We start from the raw sequence: 14,495 nt of genomic DNA, 5'->3' as shown, positions 1-14,495 counted from the left end.
TGTACGAAGGGCCGCCGCACCGAGTGGTGCGGCGGCCCTTCGGGTTTTCCCGCGTCGGCTCAGCGCACGCGCCGACGGGGCATGAAGGTGAAGACGGCGCCGCCGAGCAGGATCACGGTGCCGGCCACCAGGCCGAGGGCCCGGAGCCCGCCGTTGTCGTTCGCGCCGGTCTCGGCCAGGCCGCCACTCGAAGAAGAAGACGAGGACGAGGACGAATCGGAGCCCGACGTCGTCGCGCCGGAGACGCCGCCGTCCTGCTTCTCGACGTCGAGTTCCAGTGAGACGCCGGTCTTTGTCGCCTTGCAGGGAATCGTGATCGGGTCGGCCCCGGCGCTCAGCGTCACGACGATCGTCAGATCGCCCGGGCTGAGCGTGGCCTTGCCGTCCGCTCCGGGCTTGTACGTGCCCGTCATGTCCTCGAGCGAGACCGGGTCGCCCGCGTTGAGGGCCTCCTTGTTGGCAGGGCCCTCGACCTCCAGCGAGCCGCTGTCGTCACCGCCGACCGTGATAACCATGGAGGGCTTCAGCGCGCCCGCGGGCAGCGGTGCGGGGCTGTCCATCACGCCCTCGGCGGTCTTCACCGTGAGATCGTAACTCCCGCCGTTCTTCTTGGCGTTGATCGTCGCCGTGGATTCGATCTTCTCGGGTCCCGGCGAGGTGCAGGCGAAGGACGTGGTCACCGTCTTGCCCTCGAAGTCGGTCTGACCGTCATCGCCGCCGGAGGTCGAGCCACCGGTCGTGGTGCCGCCGGTCGTCGTGCCGCCATCGGTGGTCGTGCCGCCATCGGTGGTCGTGGTGCCACCGTCGGTGGTCGTCCCGCCGTCGGTGGTCGTCCCGCCCGAGGTCGTCGTACCGCCCCCGTCGTCCGTCACCGTGATCGTCGCCGCGGCCGGCACCGCCTCCTGGGGCGTGCACACGGTGTCCGTCGAGTAGGCGGTGATGGTGTACGCGTCCGGGGTCAGCGTGACCTCGCCCGCCGTCGTCAGCGTGACCTTGCCCGTCATGTCGGACAGCACCATGTCGCCGCCCTTGGGTATCGCCGGGTTCTCCTGCGGCCCCTCCATCGGGACGTCCGCGGTCTGCGCACCGGCCGCCTTGACGGTTCCGGTGGGCTTGACCGAGTCCTCCGGCAGGTCGATGAGGTCGGGGTTCTTCGAGGCGGCCTGCGTGAACTTCCAGACGATCTCGACCTCGTCACCCACCTTCGCCGTCGCCGGTGCGGTGATCTCCACCTTTGTGGTGCCCTCGACGGGGTCGAGGCCCGAGGCCGCGGGCGGGATGCACTTGGTCGCGTACGACACCTCGGCGGCCTGCGCCGGTGCCGCGGCCACCCCGAGCAGGATGCCCGCGCCGCCGAGTACCAGCGCGATCCCGGCCGCGCCGGCTCTCCGCCCCACCGTTGGTGCCACTCTCCGTTGCGTACTCACGTATTGCCCTTCCTCGTGGGAGTCGTAGGACTGTTCTCTTGCGGTGCGGAGAGCTGACCGGCCGCCGGGATCCCCGGATCGCTGTCCGGCGTGAACCACGGAAGGGTCCGCGTCGAAGCCGGGGCCGGAGTCGGAGTCGAGGCCGAGGTGGAGGTCGTACGGGATTCGGGTGCCGTCGATGCCTTCGTGGCCGACGGCATGCTCAACCTCGGCATGCGCAGGGTGAGTTCGGGCAGCCGCAGGCCGCGCCGACGGCCACTGCCGCTGCGCCGGTACGGCCTGCGCGGCCGCAGCCGGTCCACCACGGCCATGCCGATACGGAACACCGCGGCCGGCACGACCACGGCGAGCAGGATCCAGAACAGCGTCACGCCCCAGGGGCGGCCCACGCCCCACGGCTGCTCGGCGAGCATCTTCCCGCCGTACTTGAGCGAGACCGTGTAGTCGCCGTGTGCCCCGGCCGCGAGTTCGACGGGGAGTTCGATCTGCGCCTTCTTGCCGGGTTCGACGGTGCCGCGCCACTGCTGTTCCTCCCACGTCGGGGCGAACACACCGTGGGAGGTGCCGACTTGGAAGACGGGGTCCTTGACGGCGGCGGTGCCGACGTTGCCGACCGTGAAGACGAGCGTGCGGGAGGGCGGGGCGCCGAACGAGGTGAGCAGCCCGCTCGAACCGTCGAGCCGGGTGTCCGTGAGCACCGAGAGCCGTCCGCCGCTCTCCTCCTCGGGGAGCGGCTCGACCGAGTGCCCGGCGACCATGAAGATGGCGTCCGCCTCCGCCTTCTCCCCCGTGACCGTGGCGACGTGCACCACGCACGGGCACGGCTCGGGCGGTTCGGCGACCGGCAGCTCCTTGCTGAAGTCGCCCTTCGCGTCGGTGGTGACGGCCCGGCCGTCGGCGTTGGCACAGGAGTTGGTGCCGCCGATCACACCCCGGGACGGCACCGACTGGCCGCAGATCAGCATCATCAGCAACGTCTTCGGCCGCCATCCACTGCCGGTGACGGTGATCGAACCCCCCGTCCCGGCCTGGGACTTGGACAGTTTGACGGAGGGCTTCTCCGCGCCGACCGCGGGAGCCCCCGCGAGGGGCAGCACGAGGAGCGCGAGCACCGCCGCCAGCACCGTCATCCGCACCTTGCCGCCCACGACACCGCTCACGACACCGCTCCCGTCAACTCGACTTCCGCACGCGGCTGTTCGCACGCCTCACCGCCGGGCGTGCGATGCCCGTGACGCCGTACTCCGCCCGGCGGACGACGCCTGTGACGCCGTACGACGAGAAACGCGGCGACCGTCGCGAGCGCGCCCCCGGCCCCCGCCACCGCGCCCCACGGCACGAACGTCGCCGACGCGGCCCCCGTGTCGCGCGCCCCGCCCGCCGCCGTCACCGTCAGCCGTACCTCGACCGAGTCCAGCGCCGGGGTGTCGGGCCACGGCTCGCTGAGCGTGACGCGGCGGCCCGGCAGGAGTTCGACGGGGAGGGTGCGCGGGGCGCGATCGAGGACCTCGCCGAGGGCGCCGTCGGCGTGGACGGCGAGGCGCGGGGTGAGGGCGGTGGTGCCCCGGTTGACCAGCTCGTACGAGATGCGCCCCGCGCCCACCGTGACGTGTTCGACGGTGAGCGCGGACAACGTCGGTCCGTCCACCCGCAGTTGGATCCGGACGGCCGAGGTCCGCCCGCCGTCGCCGCTCGCCACGATCGCGCCGGGGTGGTCGCCGGGCGACGCGCCCGCCGGGACGCTCAGCGTGAAGGGGACGTCGGCGCGGGTGTGCGCGGGGACGCGTACGGACAGCTCCCGTACGGGTACCCGCCGTCCGTCCGCCTTCCCCGCGAAGTTGATCCACGCGCCCGCGTCCGTCGGCTTCTCCCGGATCGTGAACCCGCCGCCCGCCGTGTTGTCCGCGTCCGCGCCGCGCAGTCGGACCGTGAGCGGCTGCGCGCCCGGGTTGAGCACGGACACCGAGTCCTGGAGGACCGTGCCGGGCGCGCCCTCCGCGTAGACGTACGGCCGGCCCTCCGGCGCGCTCGCGGACGGCACCACGGACCAGCCGTCGTCGGCCACGGCCACGGGTGCCATGCCCAGCAACAGCAAGGTCAGGCCCAGGACGCGGGCGGCGGGCAGTGCGTACGGCATCAGCGGCTCCTGCTTGTCGTACGAGGGCCGGTCAGCGGCGTACCGCCTGGTTCCTGCGCGTCAGCCACAGCACACCCGCCGCGCCCGCGAGCAGGACCGTGCCGCCGAGCGTGCCGAGGGCGATCGCCGAGTCCTCGGGGCCGGTCTGCGGGAGTTCGCCGCCGGAGTCCGAGCCGCTCTGGGTCTCGCCCGAACCGCCGCCCGCGGCCGTGACGTCGAGGGTGAGCGAGGGCTTGGGGCTGTTCGAAGGGGTGCAGGTGGTCGTGGTGCCCAGCGCCTTGATGGTCAGCACGCCCGCGGTGAAGGTGACCTTGCCGGTCTCCTTCGGCGTGTAGGTACCGCTCAAGTCACTGATTTTGATGGGGGTGTTGGCAGGGATCGCGGCCGCGTTGGCCGGACCGCTCACGGCCACCGTCCCCGTGTCCGCACCGCCCAGCTTGATCACGGCACTCGGCTTCATCGAGCCCTTTCCGAGCTCCACCGGGCTGGACGAGACGCCCTTCTGCCAGGACATGGTGAGTTTGTAGCCGCTGCCGCTCTTGACGCTCTTGATGTCGATGGGCGACACAGCACTCTTGTCACCGATCGGTGTCTTGCACTCGTAGTTGACGTCGACCACGTCGGCATGGGCGGCGGGGGCGGCCATCAGCACCGCGGAGCCGGCCAGGGCCGCGGCGAACGCGAGCGCGGCGGTTCGTTTCTGGTACGTCCGGTACGACACCTCGGGGCCTCATTCCTGACGGAACATCAGATCGGCCGTCAAGGTACGCCCGGGGACTTGTGGAGGGAAGACAAAGCGCGCGCCGGATGTGAGGAGATCCGGCGCGCGTTCGATGACGTACGGGAAAGGCGCGAATGGGGGTTCGAACCCGGGGTAACACAAGGTGGGAGTCGCCAGGCGCTATGCGGGTGCCCCGAGTTCGGCCCAGACGGTCTTGCCCACGCCCCCCGGAGTGCGGACAACTCCCCAGTCCAGGCACAGTCGCTGCACGATGAACATCCCGTGGCCGCCGGGGCGCCCGGCGCGGTGCGGGGTGCGCGGGGCGGGCTGTCCTGCGCCGCGGTCGGAGACCTCTACGCGGAGCACCTTGTTGTCGCAGGCGATCCGGAGTTCCTCCGGACCCTCGGCGTGCAGGCAGGCGTTGGTGACGAGTTCGGAGACGACCAGCAGGACGTCCTCGGCGGCGGCGCGGCGGTCGGCGGTCGCGGCGGGCAGCCAGCCCCACGCGTGCAGCGCCTGGCGGGCGAAGTCGCGGGCGAGCGGCACGACACCGCTCTGGCCGTCGAAGCTGAGGCGGCGGGCCTGGCGGCCGGTGCCGGTGGCACTGCCGGTGCCGGTCGCAGTAGCACTGCCGGTGTCCGTGTCAGTGGCACTGCCCGTGCCGGTACCACTGCCACTGTCGATGCCACTGCCGGTGCCGGACACCGCGGAAGCGCCGCCGTCGCCCGACTCCGGGCCGCGGTCTCCCGGCGGGTAGGGCCGGGTGGTGCTCATCAGCGCTTCACCTCACCGATTCACCCATTCACAATTCAAGACTTCACTACTCAGTACGTTGCGGCGGCGGACGCAGTCAGAAAGTCTCCTGCCCGACCGAACCGTCCGAACACCCAATTATTCGACCCGAAACCCGTGACGCGCGTAACCCGCCGATCACGCAGGGACAACTGGGGTATCACTGTGACGCGATCCACCCGGTCCGCCTAGACGGCCAGGGCCGCGGCGAGGCTGTCGTGGACCGTGAAGACGGCCTCCGCCCCGGTGATCTCGAAGACCCGGGCCACCACCGGCAGCATCGCGGCGAGATGGACCGCGCCACCCGCGGCCTCGGCCTTCAGCCGGGCGCCGAGCAGCACATTGAGTCCGGTGGAGTCACAGAACTCGAGGCGCGAGCAGTCGACGACCAGGCGGGCGTACCCCTTCTCCAGGCATGCGTCGAGTGGTTCACGCAACAAATCGGCCGTGTGGTGATCGAGCTCACCCGCGGGGGTCACGACGGCACTGAGGCCCTCTGTCCGCACTTCGACAAGAAGCCGACCCGACTGCGCGCTGCCGACCGTCCCGCGGTCCATGCCGTCTCTCTCCTGAGCGTCGTGACTGCTGATGTAGGCACTCGAACACTACGCCTTCTCTACACACCCCGACACCCGAACAACCGCCATTAAACGGACATTTCACAAGTAAGCACACTTGCAACAACCGCGCGGGAGCGGGTAGGGCTAGTAGAGACACCTTTTCGACACGACCGGCTTTGGAGGCGCCGCACACCGCAGTGCACGCATTGGCATCGGCGGCCATATGCCGAGAACGATGGAGGACACCATGTCACCCCGGCTCGACGAATCGCATACCCAGACGGCGACGTCGGCTCCCCCGCCGGAACACCCGCGACTCATCGGGAAACCCGACGGACTAGAAGGCCTTCCGGAGATCCCCCCGTACGACCAGGTGGGGCCGGTGGACGCCCGGGCCCTGTCCAAGACACTCTTCGAGCGGCTGGAGTCCCTCGAAGAAGGCACCTACGAATACTCGTACGTTCGCAACACGCTGGTCGAACTCAACCTCGCACTGGTCAAGTTCGCCGCCTCTCGGTTCCGCTCCCGCAGCGAGCCGATGGAGGACATCGTCCAGGTCGGCACCATCGGCCTGATCAAGGCGATCGACCGCTTCGAGATGAGCCGCGGCGTCGAGTTCCCCACCTTCGCGATGCCGACGATCGTCGGCGAGATCAAGCGCTTCTTCCGCGACACGTCGTGGTCGGTGCGCGTACCGCGCAGGCTGCAGGAACTCCGCCTCGACCTGGCCAAGGCGGGCGACGAACTCGCCCAGAAACTCGATCGCGCGCCGACGGTGGGAGAGCTGGCGGAGCGCTTGGACCTCTCCAACGAAGAGGTCGTCGAAGGCATGGCCGCCTCGAACGCGTACACGGCCAGTTCGCTGGACGCCCAGCCCGAGGAGGACGACTCCGAGGGCGCGCTCGCGGACCGCATCGGCTACGAGGACCACGGGCTCGAAGGCATCGAGTACGTGGAATCGCTGAGGCCGCTGATCGCCGAACTCCCGTCCCGCGACCGGCAGATCCTCGCCCTCCGCTTCGTCGCCAACATGACCCAGTCCGAGATCGGCGACGAACTCGGCATCTCCCAGATGCATGTCTCCCGGCTGCTCTCGCGGACGCTGGTGCGGCTGCGGAAGGGGCTGACCGTCGAAGAGTGACGGTCCCCCGCGGCCACCGGCCGCGTGCGACAGCTGTAACCAGGTCGGGCGCCCCCAACTACCGGGGCGCCCGACCTGGTTACAGCTTGGCAGCGGCCGCGGTTACCCCGGGAAACCTCTTTCCCCACAGGTTGCCTTCCACCACGATGGGCACCCCCGTACCCGCCGGTACTCCAGGACACCGGCGGGCGGAGAGCACGGGGTGCGAGGAGGCACGGGGATGGCTGGGGCCGGCCGGACCGACGGAGAAGACGGGTACGGCGCGGACGGCGGCTTCGGCGGGCGCGGCGGGGATGACGGGTACGGCGGGTACGACTCCCAGGACGCCGGGAGTGGCATGTACTCCACGGCATCCGACGCGCAGCTCACCGAACTGCTGCGCGCCGACACCCCGACCGCGTATCCGGCGCTGCGCGAACTGCGCCTGCGGCACCGGCCCGCGGTCCTCTCGTACGCCCGTCTGTGCACCGTCGGCGAGTCCGCCGCACGGCAGCTCACCGCGCAGGCCTTCGCGCTCGCCGCCCGCGACACGGCACGCGGCATCGACCCGCCGGGGCCCTGGCGCCACCAACTGCTGCTCCTGGCAGGCCGGGTGGCCGCTTCCTGGGCCGCGCCCCTGGACCATCGCGCGAGCCGCCTCGATCCGGGTCTGCTCGCCCTGCTCCGCCGGACGAGCAGCCCCGACGGGCCCGTCCCGCCGATGCTCGACGCGTTCCAGTCGCTCCCTAGCCGTGTCCAGGGCCTCATCTGGTACGGCGTCGTCGACGAGGAGCCCGACGCCAGGACCACCGCTCTCCTCGGGGCCGTGCCGCAGGACGTGGCGTACGGCAAGCAGCCCGCGTTCCAGGCCCTGCGCCAGGCCTGTCTGAAGACCCGCCTCGCCCGCTCCGGCAACCCGCGCTGCCAGGACTTCCGGCGGCTGATCGAGGAGGCGGCGCACCCCGAGAACCCGCGCTACAGCCCCGACTTGAACGCCCACATGACGCACTGCGCGCACTGCGCCGCCGCCTACGAGGAGCTGGGCGCCCTGCGCGACACTCCGCGCACGGCGCTGGCCGAGGGGCTGCTGCCGTGGGGCGGCGCCGCGTACGTCATGGGCCACGGGGGCGAGACGGTTCCCGCCCGGAGTCCGGCGTCCTCCTCGTGGCCGCCTTCCCGGCGCTTCGTCCTCGCCTCGGCCGCGCTCGGCGTCGCGGTGGCGCCGCTGCTGCTGTTCCTGCTGACCTCGGGCGGATCGGAGCCGAAGGAGGCGGCGAGCGCGGTGAGCACGCCGGCGGCGCCGCCCCCGGTCACGGTGACCGCGACGGTGTCGGTGACTCCGTCGCCGTCCGCGTCCCTGTCTCCGTCTCCCTCTCCGTCGCCCAGTCGTACGACCAAGTCCCCGTCTACCAGGCCCACTTCGACACCCTCGAAGACGCCGAAGCCGTCGCCGACTCCGCACCCCCCGAACGGCACCTACGCCCAGGTCGTGAACGCCGGTTCGGGGCTCTGCCTCGACATCCGCGACGGAGTCATGGACCTGGGCACGGACGTCGTCACGGCCCGCTGCACCTCGTCCCGCACCCAGATGTGGCGTGTCGACGCCGGCCGCGGCGTCCTCCAGTCGTACGCCGACGACCGCTTCTGCCTGGACAGCCGGGGTTCCACGGACAGGGGTGTCGGCATCTGGGAGTGCGCGGCCGCCGACGACTACGAGCCCAACGGCAAGAACCTGCACTTCACGGTGGACTCGCGCGGCACGATCCGCCCGGACATCGCCCGGGACCACGTGGTCACGCCGTACGGCGACCGGCTTGCGCTGGCCCGGGACCAGGGCCGCGACGACCAGCGGTGGCTGGCCGGTTCCACCGCTAGGTGACCGGAGCCCCGCGCCGCCAGACCTGCGACACCAGGGGAACGCCCGGCCGGTAGGCGAGGTGGACATGGCTCGGGGCGTCGAGGATCGCCAGGTCGGCGTAGGCGCCCGGGGTCAGGCGGCCTATGTCCGTACGGCGCAGGGCCTGGGCTCCGCCGGCCGTGGCCGACCAGAGGGCCTCGTCGGGGGTCATGCCCATGTCCCGTACCGCCAGCGCGATGCAGAACGGGACGGACGAGGTGAAGGACGAGCCCGGGTTGCAGTCGGTGGAGAGGGCCACGGTGACGCCCGCGTCGAGCAGGCGGCGGGCGTTCGGCCACTCGGCGCGGGTGGAGAACTCGGCGCCTGGGAGCAGGGTCGCCACGGTGTTGCCGCTCGCCAGGGCGTCCACGTCGGCGTCCGTGAGGTGCGTGCAGTGGTCGGCGCTCGCCGCGTCCAGTTCGACCGCGAGCTGGGCTCCGGGGCCGTAGGAGAGCTGGTTGGCGTGGACGCGCGGGTGCAGGCCCTTCGCCTTGCCCGCCGTGAGGATCGCGCGGGCCTGGTCGCCGTCGAAGGCGCCCTTCTCGCAGAAGACGTCGACCCAACGGGCGTACGGGGCACAGGCGTCGAGCATCTCGCCGGTCACCAGGGCCACGTAGCCGGCCGGGTCGTCGGCGTAGTCCGGGGAGACGATGTGCGCGCCGAGGTAGGTGACCTCGTCGGTGTGCGCCGCCGCGATGCGCAGTGCCCGTGCCTCGTCCTCGACGGTGAGGCCGTAGCCCGACTTCGTCTCGAAGGTGGTGGTGCCCTGGAGCAGGGCCTCGCGGAGGTAGTGCGTGAGGTTGCGCTCCAGGTCCTCGTCGGAGGCGGCGCGGGTGGCGGCGACGGTGGTGCGGATGCCTCCGGCCGTGTAGCTGCGGCCCGACATACGGGCGTTGAACTCCTGCGTGCGGTCGCCCGCGAAGACGAGGTGCGAGTGGGAGTCCACGAAGCCCGGGATCACCGCCCGGCCGCCGGCGTCGACCCGATTGTCAGTGGCGGGTGCTTCTCTTGAATCACCGGTCCACGCGATGCGGTCGCCGTCGATGACGACGGCCGCGTCCTGGATCAGACCGAGGGGGGAACCGTCACCGAGGGAGGGGTCGTTGGTGACCAGGCTGGCGATGTTGGTGATGACGGTGGTCATGGCGATGTCCTCGTGGGGGCTCGGGCTGCGGGGGACGGTCGGGCTCAGGCGCGCAGGGCTTCGATGGCGTCCGCGAGAGCTGTCGGCACATCGGGTACGAGGGTGTGCGCGCCGTCTCGTACGACGTGCCGGCCGCCCACGACCGTGTGGCGTACGTCGGCCGCCGTCGCGGCGAATACGGCTGTCTCGGCACCGAGGCGCGGCACCGGTCCCGCTGTTCTGACCGAGTCGAGTGCGATCGTCGTGAAGTCGGCGAGCGCGCCCGGCTCAAGGATGCCCGCGCCGTCCCAGCCCAGGGCCGCGTGGCCGTCCGCGGAGGCGGCGCGGAGGAGCGCGGCCGCCGTCCAGTGACCGCGGGTGCGGGTGCGCAGGCGCTCGTTCAGCTCCATGGCGCGGGCCTCTTCGAGGAGGTCGATGACGGCGTGGCTGTCGGAGCCGAGGGAGAGCGGCGAGCCCGCGTTCTGCAGGGCGGCCGCGGGTCCGATGCCGTCGGCCAGGTCCCGTTCGGTGGTCGGGCACATGCAGGTCCCGGTCCCGGAGCCGCCGATCAGGGAGATGTCCTGATCCGTGAGGTGCGTGTTGTGGACGCCGGTCGTGCGCGGGCCGAGGACGCCGTGGTCGGCGAGCAGCTGGGTGGGGGTGCGGCCGTGCGTGGCCTGGCAGGCGTCGTTCTCCGCCGTCTGCTCGGACAGATGCACATGCAGCGGGGCCCGCCGCTCCTCGGCCCACCGCGCCACCGTCGCCAACTGCCGGGCCGGCACGGCTCGTACGGAGTGGATGGCCGCACCGATCCGCGCGTGATCTCGGTCCTTGAGAAGTGAAGAGCGTTCCGCCCAGGCGTCCGCGCTGCCGTCGGAGAAGCGGAGCTGGTGCCGGTTCGGGGGCTGTCCGAAGCCGGAGGAGACGTACGCGGTGTCCAGCAAGGTGATGCGGATCCCGGCGTCGGCCGCGGCCGCGATGAGCGCCTCGCCCATCGCGTTGGGGTCGGCGTACGGGGTGCCGCCCGGGGCGTGGTGCACGTAGTGGAACTCGCCGACGGCCGTGACCCCGGCGAGCGCCATCTCCGCGTACACCGCGCGGGCGAGCGCGTGGTAGGTATCCGGGGTCAGCCTGTCCGCGAAGGAGTACATGATCTCGCGCCAGGTCCAGAAGGTGCCCGAGCCGACCTGGACTGTGGAGCGCAGGGCGCGGTGGAAGGCGTGCGAGTGGGCGTTGGCGAGCCCGGGGAGGGTGAGGCCGCGGAGGGTCTCGGCGCCGGGGGGCGGGGTGTCGACGCCGGTGCGGACGGCGGTGATGCGGCCGTCGTGGACGTCGAGGGCCACGCCCGGCTCGACGTTGGTGTCGAGCCAGGCGTGTTCCAACCAGTACGTCTGCGTCACCTGCGGACCAGCCCTTCGAGTACGTCGGCGAGTGCGGTCACCCCGGCCACGCAGTCGTCCTCGGCGGCGTACTCGGCCGGGGAGTGCGAGACGCCCGTGGGGTTGCGTACGAACAGCATGGCGGTCGGGACGGTCCCGGAGAGGATTCCGGCGTCGTGTCCGGCGCCGGTACCCAGGACGGGGACCCTCAGGTCCGTCTCCTTGCCCAGGATGCGGGCGAGCTCGTCACGCAGGGCGTGCTCGAACTCGATGACGGGGGTGAACGACTCGCGGACGACGTCGAGTTCGACGCCCTGCGCCTCCGCGTACTCGCGGGCCGCCTTCTCGATGCCGGTGACGACCGTGTCCAGGCTGGCCTGGTCGGCGGCGCGGGAGTCGAGCCAGCCGCGGACGAGGGAGGGGATGGCGTTCACGCCGTTCGGCTCGACGGCGATCTTGCCGAAGGTGGCGACGGCGCCCGCGAGTCGGGCCTCTCGTCTCGCGGCCAGCACCGTCTCCGCGTACGGCAGCATCGGGTCGCGGCGGTCCACGAGCCGGGTGGTGCCCGCGTGGTTGGCCTCGCCCCGGAAGTCGAACCGCCAGCGGCCGTGCGGCCAGATGGCGCTCGCGATGCCGACGCGGTCGCCGGAGAGGTCGAGTGCGCGGCCCTGTTCGACGTGCAGTTCGACGAAGGCGCCGATGCGGGCGAGCCGCTCGGGGTCCGGGCCGATGGTGTCCGGGTCGTATCCGGCCCGCTCCATGGCCTGCGGCAGCGTGATGCCGTCGGCGTCCGTCAGCCGGTGCGCCTGCTCGACGGTGAGCTGCCCGGCCGCGAGCCGCGACCCGACACAGGCGAGCCCGAACCGGGCGCCCTCCTCGTCCCCGAAGTTCACGATGGCGAGGGGCCGGGTGAACTCCACGCGGCGTGCGCGCAGTTCGTCCAGCGCGGCGAAGGACGACACGACCCCGAGGGGCCCATCGAAGGCCCCGCCGTCCGGCACGGAGTCGAGATGGGACCCGGTGACTACGGCGTCCCCCGCCCCGGAATCCCCGAGCCAGGCCCACTGATTCCCGTTCCGGTCGACCTCATACGCAAGCCCACGAGCCTCGGCCTGCCCCCGGAACCAGTCCCGACAGTCGCCATCGGCCCCACTCCAGGCGAACCGGCGGTAGCCCCCGGAGTCGGGGTGCCGGCCGATGGGCTTCAGGTCACGCCACATCTCGTGGAAGGAGGCGGCGGCCGGTACGGGGCGGCCGGGTAGGGACGCGCCGCCGGATGCGGCGGGCTGCGCGTGGGCGCCGAGGACTGCTGTCGCGGACTGCGGACGGTCTCCGGCCGCTGCGGCCACGGGCTGCGGACCCTCGCCAGCCGCAGCCACCACAGGCTGGGAGCAGTCACCGGCCGCTGCCACCACGGACTGCGGACGGTCACCAGCCGCAGCCGCTACAGGCTGTGGGCAATCGTTCCGCAGGGCGGAACGGGTGGGCACAGCCGGGCCCGCGGGCGGGGACGAGGCGTCCGCCCCCACCGGGGGGTTGCCGCCTCGCGCCGCAGGCGCGCCTTCACGCTGGGTCACGCGGACTCGCCTTCCCGCATGGGGATCCGCACACCGCGCTCGTCCGCCACGGACTCGGCGATGTCGTAGCCCGCGTCCACGTGCCGGATGACCCCCATCCCGGGGTCATTGGTCAGCACCCGGCGAATCTTCTCGCCGGCGAGCTCGGTGCCGTCGGCGACGCAGACCTGACCGGCGTGGATGGAGCGCCCCATGCCGACGCCACCGCCGTGGTGGATGGAGACCCAGGACGCACCCGACGCCACGTTCACCATGGCGTTCAGCAGCGGCCAGTCGGCGATCGCGTCGGACCCGTCGAGCATGGCCTCGGTCTCGCGGTACGGCGAGGCGACGGAACCGCAGTCGAGGTGGTCGCGGCCGATGGCGAGGGGCGCCGCGAGCTCACCGGAGGCGACCATGTCGTTGAAGCGCTCGCCGGCCTTGTCGCGCTCGCCGTAGCCGAGCCAGCAGATACGGGCGGGCAGTCCCTGGAAGTGGACGCGCTCGCCGGCCAGCTTGATCCAGCGGTGCAGGGACTCGTTCTCCGGGAAGAGGTCGAGGATCGCCTTGTCGGTCTTGTGGATGTCGGAGGCCTCTCCGGACAGGGCGGCCCAGCGGAAGGGGCCCTTGCCCTCGGAGAAGAGCGGCCGGATGTAGGCGGGGACGAAGCCGGGGAAGGCGAACGCCCGCTCGTACCCGGCGAGTTGGGCCTCGCCACGGATCGAGTTGCCGTAGTCGAAGACCTCGGCACCGGCGTCCATGAAGCCGACCATCGCTTCGACGTGACGCGCCATGGACTCACGGGCACGGGTGGTGAACCCGGCCGGGTCCTTCGCCGCGTAGGAGGCCATGTCGTCGAAGTCGACGCCGACGGGAAGGTAGGCCAGCGGGTCGTGGGCCGAGGTCTGGTCGGTCACGATGTCGATCGGGGCGCCCTCGGCGAGCATGCGCGGCAGCAGGTCGGCGGCGTTGCCGAGCAGACCGATCGACAGCGGACGCCGGGCGTCCCGGGCCTCGACGGCGAGCTGGAGGGCGTGCTCCAGGGAGTCGGCCTTCACGTCGAGGTAGCGGTGCTCGATGCGGCGCTCGATGGCACGAGGGTCGACGTCGATACAGATCGCGACGCCGTCGTTCATCGTCACGGCGAGCGGCTGGGCGCCGCCCATGCCACCGAGACCGGCGGTCAGGGTGATCGTCCCCGCGAGCGTGCCGTTGAACTTCTTCGCGGCGACGGCGGAGAACGTCTCGTACGTGCCCTGCAGGATGCCCTGCGTGCCGATGTAGATCCACGAACCGGCGGTCATCTGCCCGTACATGGTCAGGCCGAGGGCCTCGAGGCGCCGGAACTCCTCCCAGTTCGCCCAGTCGCCGACCAGGTTGGAGTTGGCGATGAGGACGCGCGGGGCCCACTCGTGGGTCTGCATGACACCGACGGGGCGGCCGGACTGGACGAGCATCGTCTCGTCCTGCTTCAGGGTCCGCAGGGTGCGCACCATGGCGTCGAAGGAGCGCCAGTCACGGGCGGCCTTGCCGGTGCCGCCGTAGACGACGAGCTTGTCGGGGTGCTCGGCGACCTCGGGGTCGAGGTTGTTCTGCAGCATCCGCAGGGCGGCTTCCTGCTGCCATCCCAGGGCACTCAGTTCCGTACCGCGCGGAGCTCGTACGGGGCGGGGTCCTGACATGGTCTGCCTCCTATGCGGACTGTTGCAGTAGATATTCACATCCTGGCTTCTTGAATAGAGCTAGTCAATAGCCCCATGGGCCAGCGCGGGCACGCGGTGGA

12 protein-coding genes are annotated in these 14,495 nt (G+C 71.5%); 2 read left to right on the top strand and 10 right to left on the bottom strand.

Annotated elements, in window-relative coordinates; translation table 11 throughout:
- Positions 1 to 59: 59 nt before the first annotated feature.
- The 6 genes from OG246_RS13455 to OG246_RS13430 all read right to left on the bottom strand — a co-directional run bounded on the left by OG246_RS13455 (position 60) and on the right by OG246_RS13430 (position 5,634).
- The gene (locus tag OG246_RS13455) at positions 60 to 1,397 is read right to left on the bottom strand and encodes a hypothetical protein (protein WP_266460571.1); all 1,338 of its coding nucleotides are present in this window, start codon (positions 1,395 to 1,397) and stop codon (positions 60 to 62) included.
- A 26-nt stretch (positions 1,398 to 1,423) separates the two neighbouring features.
- Complete coding sequence (locus OG246_RS13450; RefSeq protein WP_266464185.1) at positions 1,424 to 2,557, bottom strand: hypothetical protein; 1,134 nt, start codon at positions 2,555 to 2,557, stop codon at positions 1,424 to 1,426.
- Between the two features lie 26 nt (positions 2,558 to 2,583).
- On the bottom strand, positions 2,584 to 3,564 hold the full coding sequence (locus OG246_RS13445) for a hypothetical protein (RefSeq protein WP_266460569.1): 981 nt from the start codon (positions 3,562 to 3,564) through the stop codon (positions 2,584 to 2,586).
- A gap of 31 nt (positions 3,565 to 3,595) precedes the next feature.
- Positions 3,596 to 4,285: an LPXTG cell wall anchor domain-containing protein gene (locus OG246_RS13440; protein WP_266460567.1), complete on the bottom strand. Its 690-nt coding sequence runs from the start codon at positions 4,283 to 4,285 to the stop codon at positions 3,596 to 3,598.
- 180 nt (positions 4,286 to 4,465) lie between these two features.
- A complete protein-coding gene (locus OG246_RS13435; RefSeq protein WP_266460564.1) occupies positions 4,466 to 5,059 on the bottom strand; it encodes an ATP-binding protein in 594 nt (197 codons plus the stop codon).
- Between the two features lie 206 nt (positions 5,060 to 5,265).
- Positions 5,266 to 5,634: an STAS domain-containing protein gene (locus OG246_RS13430; RefSeq protein WP_266460561.1), complete on the bottom strand. Its 369-nt coding sequence runs from the start codon at positions 5,632 to 5,634 to the stop codon at positions 5,266 to 5,268.
- 238 nt (positions 5,635 to 5,872) lie between these two features.
- Between OG246_RS13430 and OG246_RS13425 the strand changes: the two genes are divergently transcribed.
- Both OG246_RS13425 and OG246_RS13420 read left to right on the top strand, forming a co-directional pair.
- Positions 5,873 to 6,778, top strand: a complete 906-nt coding sequence (locus tag OG246_RS13425; RefSeq protein WP_266460559.1) for an RNA polymerase sigma factor SigF — start codon at positions 5,873 to 5,875, stop codon at positions 6,776 to 6,778.
- Positions 6,779 to 7,115: 337 nt separating this feature from the next.
- On the top strand, positions 7,116 to 8,636 hold the full coding sequence (locus tag OG246_RS13420) for an RICIN domain-containing protein (protein WP_266464182.1): 1,521 nt from the start codon (positions 7,116 to 7,118) through the stop codon (positions 8,634 to 8,636).
- Here the strand turns inward: OG246_RS13420 and hutI are convergent.
- From hutI to hutU, 4 genes are all read right to left on the bottom strand, one after another.
- Positions 8,629 to 9,798 carry an imidazolonepropionase gene (gene hutI, locus OG246_RS13415; protein ID WP_266460558.1) on the bottom strand — a complete coding sequence of 390 codons (1,170 nt, stop codon included), beginning with the start codon at positions 9,796 to 9,798 and terminating at the stop codon, positions 8,629 to 8,631. The two genes, OG246_RS13420 and hutI, sit on opposite strands and share 8 nt — an antisense overlap.
- A 44-nt stretch (positions 9,799 to 9,842) precedes the next feature.
- A complete protein-coding gene (locus tag OG246_RS13410; RefSeq protein WP_266460556.1) occupies positions 9,843 to 11,177 on the bottom strand; it encodes a formimidoylglutamate deiminase in 1,335 nt (444 codons plus the stop codon).
- Positions 11,174 to 12,376 (bottom strand): allantoate amidohydrolase, encoded by a 1,203-nt coding sequence (locus tag OG246_RS13405; protein ID WP_266464179.1) that lies wholly within the window; start codon positions 12,374 to 12,376, stop codon positions 11,174 to 11,176. Before OG246_RS13405 ends, OG246_RS13410 begins: the two co-directional genes overlap by 4 nt.
- 353 nt (positions 12,377 to 12,729) lie before the next feature.
- Positions 12,730 to 14,394, bottom strand: a complete 1,665-nt coding sequence (hutU, locus tag OG246_RS13400; protein WP_266460554.1) for a urocanate hydratase — start codon at positions 14,392 to 14,394, stop codon at positions 12,730 to 12,732.
- Positions 14,395 to 14,495 lie beyond the last annotated feature (101 nt).

It is taken from the genome of Streptomyces sp. NBC_00620 (assembly GCF_026341825.1).
Lineage (GTDB): Bacteria > Actinomycetota > Actinomycetes > Streptomycetales > Streptomycetaceae > Streptomyces.
Note: the sequence above shows the minus strand (reverse complement) of the source record. Positions and strands in the feature narration are given on the sequence as shown.

Bases quoted from the DNA above. Each gene is read 5' to 3' on its own strand.
- hutU (WP_266460554.1), bottom strand. From the start codon at position 14,394: ATGTCAGGACCCCGCCCCGTACGAGCTCCGCGCGGTACGGAACTGAGT.
- OG246_RS13405 (WP_266464179.1), bottom strand. From the start codon at position 12,376: ATGTGGCGTGACCTGAAGCCCATCGGCCGGCACCCCGACTCCGGGGGC.
- OG246_RS13435 (WP_266460564.1), bottom strand. From the start codon at position 5,059: ATGAGCACCACCCGGCCCTACCCGCCGGGAGACCGCGGCCCGGAGTCG.
- OG246_RS13450 (WP_266464185.1), bottom strand. From the start codon at position 2,557: ATGACGGTGCTGGCGGCGGTGCTCGCGCTCCTCGTGCTGCCCCTCGCG.
- OG246_RS13420 (WP_266464182.1), top strand. From the start codon at position 7,116: ATGTACTCCACGGCATCCGACGCGCAGCTCACCGAACTGCTGCGCGCC.
- OG246_RS13445 (WP_266460569.1), bottom strand. From the start codon at position 3,564: ATGCCGTACGCACTGCCCGCCGCCCGCGTCCTGGGCCTGACCTTGCTG.
- hutI (WP_266460558.1), bottom strand. From the start codon at position 9,798: ATGACCACCGTCATCACCAACATCGCCAGCCTGGTCACCAACGACCCC.
- OG246_RS13425 (WP_266460559.1), top strand. From the start codon at position 5,873: ATGGAGGACACCATGTCACCCCGGCTCGACGAATCGCATACCCAGACG.
- OG246_RS13430 (WP_266460561.1), bottom strand. From the start codon at position 5,634: ATGGACCGCGGGACGGTCGGCAGCGCGCAGTCGGGTCGGCTTCTTGTC.